The 6,000-nt window shown below is 71.5% G+C and carries 6 protein-coding genes; 3 read left to right on the plus strand and 3 right to left on the minus strand.

The features are described 5' to 3' along the window. The first annotated feature begins 269 nt into the window (after positions 1 to 269). Entirely contained in the window at positions 270 to 533 is a 264-nt protein-coding gene (locus GPJ59_RS09545) for a type II toxin-antitoxin system RelE family toxin (RefSeq protein ID WP_219666041.1), read from the plus strand. 137 nt (positions 534 to 670) lie between these two features. Here the strand turns inward: GPJ59_RS09545 and ychF are convergent, their stop codons facing one another. Then, on the minus strand, positions 671 to 1,759 hold the full coding sequence (gene ychF / locus GPJ59_RS09550; protein WP_219666042.1) for a redox-regulated ATPase YchF: 1,089 nt from the start codon (positions 1,757 to 1,759) through the stop codon (positions 671 to 673). A 336-nt stretch (positions 1,760 to 2,095) separates the two neighbouring features. On the opposite strand from ychF, the gene GPJ59_RS09555 reads away from it, so the two are divergent. Next, positions 2,096 to 2,437 (plus strand): DUF6542 domain-containing protein, encoded by a 342-nt coding sequence (locus tag GPJ59_RS09555; protein WP_374200823.1) that lies wholly within the window; start codon positions 2,096 to 2,098, stop codon positions 2,435 to 2,437. A gap of 149 nt (positions 2,438 to 2,586) precedes the next feature. Here the strand turns inward: GPJ59_RS09555 and ppgK are convergent, their stop codons facing one another. Beyond that, a complete protein-coding gene (gene ppgK / locus GPJ59_RS09560) occupies positions 2,587 to 3,363 on the minus strand; it encodes a polyphosphate--glucose phosphotransferase (RefSeq protein ID WP_258024121.1) in 777 nt (258 codons plus the stop codon). 21 nt (positions 3,364 to 3,384) lie between these two features. Continuing rightward, positions 3,385 to 4,368: a 4-hydroxy-3-methylbut-2-enyl diphosphate reductase gene (locus GPJ59_RS09565; protein ID WP_219666044.1), complete on the minus strand. Its 984-nt coding sequence runs from the start codon at positions 4,366 to 4,368 to the stop codon at positions 3,385 to 3,387. Positions 4,369 to 4,498: 130 nt separating this feature from the next. Here GPJ59_RS09565 and GPJ59_RS09570 point away from each other — a divergent pair. Further along, on the plus strand, positions 4,499 to 6,000 hold a 1,502-nt coding region (locus GPJ59_RS09570; protein ID WP_219666045.1), incomplete at its 3' end, for an APC family permease.

The following is a 6,000-nucleotide window of genomic DNA, read 5'->3' on the forward strand; positions in this document are numbered from 1 at the left end:
CACCGAGTTCGCACGAGAGGGGCAAAGGGGTTCAGCCCGCAAGAGGGCTGAACTCTGCAATCCACAGCAAACCAACCCACTAGCGCACAGTAATGAAACGATCGCACTTTGACGCGGAATCTTCAGCACAGCGCTCCGACCTGCGAAAACGTGGCTCCCGGAGCCCCATCCAGCACCGATCCAGCACAGTGAAGTTCATCCAGCACATCCAGCACGCGCGACCGCGGCGAAGCCCGTCGCTCGCGCCGGGGACGCGTTATGTACACGCGGTGAGTGAGTACCGCACCGTCTTCCGCCCCGAGGCACAGGCGGAGCTCTGCGAGGTCCCGCGAGGCATAGCCCTCCGCACTCTGGCCAAGCCGACCGAGCTGGAGACCGATCCACTGGGGTTCAACACCACAGCCCTCGTCTCCCAGCCCGACCGCCGCCGCCTACGGGTGGGCGACTACCGCGTGATCTACACGATCGACAACGGCGAGCTGGTGGTGTGGGTGGTACACGTCGGACACCGCTCCACCGTTCACGACACCTGAACGCTCCTGACGTCAGGTCAGAGCATCCGGCATCGCCCCGGCACGGGATCGACGAAGGGGCCGGACTCCCAGCAGCCCGACCCCTTCTGACCTGCGTATGTGCCACCACGTCAGTCACGTGGTGCTACTTCATCCGCTCACACGTTGAAGCGGAATTCGACCACGTCGCCGTCCTGCATCACGTAGTCCTTGCCCTCCATGCGGGCCTTGCCCTTGGCGCGGGCCTCGGCGACCGAGCCGCAGGCGACCAGGTCGGTGAAGGAGATGACCTCGGCCTTGATGAAGCCGCGCTGGAAGTCCGTGTGGATCACGCCGGCCGCCTCGGGGGCCGTGGCGCCCTGCTTGATGGTCCAGGCGCGGGCTTCCTTGGGGCCTGCGGTCAGGTACGTCTGGAGGCCCAGGGTGGCGAAGCCGACGCGGCCCAGGGTGGCCAGGCCCGGCTCCTCCTGGCCGACCGACTGGAGGAGTTCGAGGGCCTCGTCCTCGTCCAGCTCGGCGAGGTCCGCCTCCAGCTTGGCGTTGAGGAAGATGGCCTCCGCCGGGGCGACCAGGGCGCTCTGCTCGGCCTTGAAGGCGTCGTCCATGAGCTCGTCCTCGTCGACGTTGAAGACGTAGAGGAACGGCTTCGTCGTCAGGAGGTGGAGCTCGTGGAGCAGGTCGCCCTGCTCCGTGCCCTTGGTGATGCCCTGGGAGAAGAGGGTGTCGCCGGCTTCCAGGATCTTCTGGGCGTTCTCGACCGCCGCGAGGACCGCGACCTTGTCCTTCTGGAGGCGGGCCTCCTTCGTCAGGCGCGGGATCGCCTTCTCGATGGACTGGAGGTCGGCGAGGATCAGCTCGGTGTTGATCGTCTCGATGTCGTCCTTGGGCGAGACCTTGCCGTCGACGTGGACGACGTTCTCGTCCTTGAAAGCCCGGATGACCTGGCAGATCGCGTCGGACTCGCGGATGTTCGCGAGGAACTTGTTGCCGAGGCCCTCGCCCTCCGAGGCGCCGCGCACGATGCCCGCGATGTCGACGAAGTCCACCGTGGCCGGCAGGATCCGCTGCGAGCCGAAGACCTCGGCGAGGCCCTTCAGGCGCGGGTCCGGGACGCCGACGACGCCGATGTTCGGCTCGATGGTGGCGAACGGGTAGTTGGCCGCCAGCACGTCGTTCTTGGTCAGGGCGTTGAACAGGGTCGACTTGCCGACATTCGGCAGACCGACGATTCCGATCGTGAGCGACACGTTGGCGACTTCCCGTAGCTGCTGGAGGGTACGGCCCGGAGCGGGCCATCAGACAGTTTACGCGTGTCCCGCAGGTCTCCGAGGGGGTGCGGCGCCTAGCCTCGAGGGGTGGAGCAACACAGGACGCGGTCAGATCATCACCCCGCGCAGCGGCGGTCCGCCGCCGCCGTGCCCGGGCCGCGGCCCGGTCCCCGCACACCCGGCCCTCGCACGCCCGGTTCCCGTACGCCCGGTTCCCGTACCGGCCCCGCGCGGCCCCGTCCGGGCGCGCCCCGGCGGCGGCTGCCGCGGCCGCGGCTGACCGGGCTCGGCGGCGGGCTGTTCGCGTGCGTCGGCATGGTGCTGGCGGCGGGCATCGACTGGCTGCTGTTCGACGCGTCGACGGCCGCGTACGTGGTGCTGTTCCTGCCCGTGGCCGCGGCCACCGCGGTGTGGGTGCGGCCGGCTGATCTGATCACGGCCCCGGTCGCCGCGCCGATCGCCTTCGCCGCCGGCGCCTGGCCGCTCACCGACGGCTCGAACGGGTTCGGCGCGCAGCTGATGGGGCTGGTCACAACCCTGTCGCTGAACGCCGGGTGGCTCTACGCCGGCACGCTCCTCGCCGCGCTGATCGCGGTGGTGAGGAAGGCCGTGCTGATCGGGCGGCGCCGGCGGATGCCCCGGCGCGCCGCCCTCTGACCCGAAGTCGAACCGAATCCGATCCGATCCGATCCGATCCGAAGCAGACTGGTCCAATCCGATCCGACTGTCCCTTGAGCCGACTGCCGTCCGACCCCTGACCTGTGGTCCGCCGACCGCCCGCCGCTTGGCCTCCGGCCACCGGCCGCCTACTGCCCGCCGCCGTCCACCGCCGCCATCGCCGCGCCCACGATGCCCGCGTTGTTCTGGAGGGTCGCCGGCACGATCTCGGCGCGGATCCCGTCGGCGACCAGCGGGAGGAAGCGGTCGGCCTTGCGGCTGATGCCGCCGCCGATGATGAAGAGGTCCGGGGAGAAGAGCATCTCCACGTGCTTGAGGTACTTGTGCACCCGCCGGCCCCAGCGCTCCCAGCTCAGGTCGCCGTCCTCCTTGGCCTTGACCGACGCCCGCTTCTCCGCGTCATGGCCGTTCAGCTCCAGGTGGCCCAGCTCGCTGTTCGGGACGAGCCGGCCGTCCGTGAAGATCGCGCTGCCGATGCCCGTACCGAGGGTCAGGAGGATGACCGTGCCGGAGCGGCCGCGGCCGGCCCCGTACGTCATCTCCGCCACGCCCGCCGCGTCCGCGTCGTTCAGGACCGTGACCGGCAGGCCGCCCAGCTCCCGCGACAGCAGCGTACGGGCGTCCGCGCCGATCCAGCTCTTGTCCATGTTGGCCGCCGACCGGGTGACGCCGGCCGTCACCACGCCCGGGAAGGTGACCCCGACGGGTCCGTCCCAGGCGAAGTTGCGGACGACCTCGGCCACGCAGCCGGCCACCGCCTCGGGGGTGGCCGGCTGCGGAGTCAGCACCTTGTGGCGCTCCTGCGCCAGTGCGCCGCGCCCCAGATCGACCGGGGCGCCCTTGATGCCGGAGCCGCCGATGTCCACACCCATGATCCGGCCGTTGGTCAGGCCTGTGGTCTGCATGGACATACCGTACGAAAGGAACTACTGGTCGGCGACCAGTTCCGCCGCTTCCGCCCGAAGGTCGCGCCGCAGCTCCTTGGGCAGGGAGAAGGTGATCGACTCCTCCGCCGTCTTGACCAGCTCCACGTCCGCGTAGCCGCGCTCGGCGAGCCACGCCAGGACCTCCTCGACCAGCACCTCCGGCACCGACGCGCCCGAGGTCAGGCCGACCGTGGTCACGCCCTCCAGCCAGGCCTCGTCGATCTCGGTGGCGAAGTCCACCAGGTGGGCGGCCTTCGCGCCGGCGTCCTTGGCGACCTCGACCAGCCGGATGGAGTTCGAGGAGTTCTTGGAGCCGACCACGATGACCAGGTCGGAGTCCTTGCCCATCTGCTTCACCGCGACCTGGCGGTTCTGCGTGGCGTAGCAGATGTCGTCGCTCGGCGGGGAGACGAGCAGCGGGAACTTCTCCTTCAGCGCGTCGACCGTCTCCATCGTCTCGTCCACCGACAGGGTGGTCTGGGAGAGCCAGACGACCTTGGACTCGTCGCGGACCTCCACCTTCGCCACGTCGGCCGGGCCGTCCACGAGCTGGATGTGGTCCGGGGCCTCGCCGGAGGTGCCGATGACCTCCTCGTGGCCCTCGTGGCCGATGAGGAGGATGTCGAAGTCCTCCTTGGCGTACCGGATCGCTTCCTTGTGCACCTTGGTGACCAGGGGGCAGGTCGCGTCGATCGTGGCGAGCCGGCCGCGCGCGGCCTCCTCGTGGACGGTCGGGGCGACGCCGTGGGCGGAGAACATCACGATGTTGCCCGGCGGCACCTCCTCCGTCTTCTCGACGAAGATCGCGCCCTTCTTCTGCAGGGTCTGGACCACGTACTTGTTGTGCACGATCTCGTGCCGGACGTACACCGGGGCGCCGTACTGCTCAAGGGCCTTCTCGACGGCGATCACGGCTCGGTCCACACCTGCGCAGTAGCCACGGGGCGCGGCGAGCAGGACACGGCGGGAAGCGGGAGCAGTCATGCCCTCATCGTACGGGGGTCCCCAGCAGGCCGTTCGTCGCCCGGTCGGCGCAGACTGGGTCGCACATGAGTGCACATGAGTCCCCCGCACGTCCCTTTGCGCGTCCCCCGCGCGTCCCCCCGGAGGAGTGATGGCGCCTGCCGACACGGCCGCGACGGCTGCGCCGGCCCCCGGCGGCGCACTGCGACGGAACCTCGGCTTCCGGGACCTCGTCGTCTACGGCCTGCTCTTCATCGCCCCCATGGCCCCGGTCGGGATCTTCGGCACGCTGGACGCCCGCTCGCACGGCGCGGTCGCGCTGGTCTACGTCTGCGCGACCGTGGCGATGGGGTTCACCGCCTTCTCCTACGCGCAGATGGTGCGGGTGGCCCCGCAGGCCGGCTCGGTCTACGCGTACGCGCGCAAGGGGCTGGGCGAGGGTGCGGGCACGGTCGCCGGCTGGATGGCGCTGCTGGACTACCTGCTCGTCCCGGCCGTCGCGTACCTGTTCTCCGGGATCGCGATGAACGCGCTGGTGCCCGGGGTGTCCCGGTGGGTGTGGACGGCGCTGGCGGTGGTGGTGACCACGCTGCTCAACCTGTGGGGCGTACGGGCGGCCGCGCGCGTCGGCCTCGCCGTGCTGGCCGGGGAGCTCGTGGTGCTGGCGGTGTTCCTGGTCGCCGCGGTCACCGTGCTCGTCCGGGACGGGGCGCGGCGCGGCTGGCTGTCGCCGCTGACCGGGGACGGCTCGCCGGCGTTCTCCACGGCGGCGGTGCTGGGCGCGGTGTCGGTGGCGGTGCTCTCGTACCTGGGCTTCGACGCTATCGCCTCCTTCGCGGAGGAGGCCACCGGGGGGTCGCGGCGGGTGGCCCGGGCGGTGCTGTTCTGCCTGGGGCTGACGGGGCTGCTGTTCGTGGCGCAGACCTATGTGGCGGCGCTGCTGGCGCCGGTCCCGGCGGCGGAACTCGCGGCGGACCCGGCCGCGCAGGGGCCGGCCTTCTACGACGCGGTCGACGCCTCGGTCGGGCGCTGGCTGCACGACCTGGTGGCGGTGAGCAAGGCGGTCGGGGCGGCGTTCGCGGCGCTGGCGGGGCAGGCGGCGGCCGGGCGGCTGCTGTTCGCGATGGGCCGGGACGGGCGGTTGCCGCGGGGGCTGGCGCGTACGTCCGGGGGCGGGGCTGGGCGTACGTCTGGGGGCGCGTCCAGGCGTACCGCCGGGGGTACGTCGGGGCGTGCGTTCGAGGGACCGTCCGGGCGTAGCTCCGGGGGCAGGTCTGGGCGTACGTCCGGGCGTACCTCCGGGCGTGCCTCCGGGGGCCTCTGCGGGCGTACGTCCGGGGGTACGCCGCGGGTTGCGCTGCTGGTGGCGGCGGGTGTGACGCTGGTGGCCGCAGTGTGGGCGGCCCGGCGCGACGACGGGCTCGACCAGCTGGTGTCGGTGGTGAACGTCGGGGCGCTGGTGGCGTTCACGCTGCTGCACGCGTCGGTGGTGGGGTGGTTCGTCGTACGGCGGGGCGGGCCGGGGGGGGGGGGGGCCCGCTGGGGGGGGCCTGTGGTGGGGGCGGGGGGGGGGGGGGGGGTGAGGGGCTGGGGGCCTGTTCGGGGGGGGGGGGGGGCGGTGGTGGGTGGGGGGGGGGTGGTGGGGGGGGGGGG

It is taken from the genome of Streptomyces bambusae (assembly GCF_019400985.1).
Taxonomy (GTDB): Bacteria; Actinomycetota; Actinomycetes; order Streptomycetales; family Streptomycetaceae; genus Streptomyces; species Streptomyces bambusae_A.

Coding starts and splice junctions, on each gene's coding strand:
- GPJ59_RS09555 (WP_374200823.1), top strand. CDS start 2,096: ATGGTGCTGGCGGCGGGCATCGACTGGCTGCTGTTCGACGCGTCGACG.
- ppgK (WP_258024121.1), bottom strand. CDS start 3,363: ATGCAGACCACAGGCCTGACCAACGGCCGGATCATGGGTGTGGACATC.
- GPJ59_RS09565 (WP_219666044.1), bottom strand. CDS start 4,368: ATGACTGCTCCCGCTTCCCGCCGTGTCCTGCTCGCCGCGCCCCGTGGC.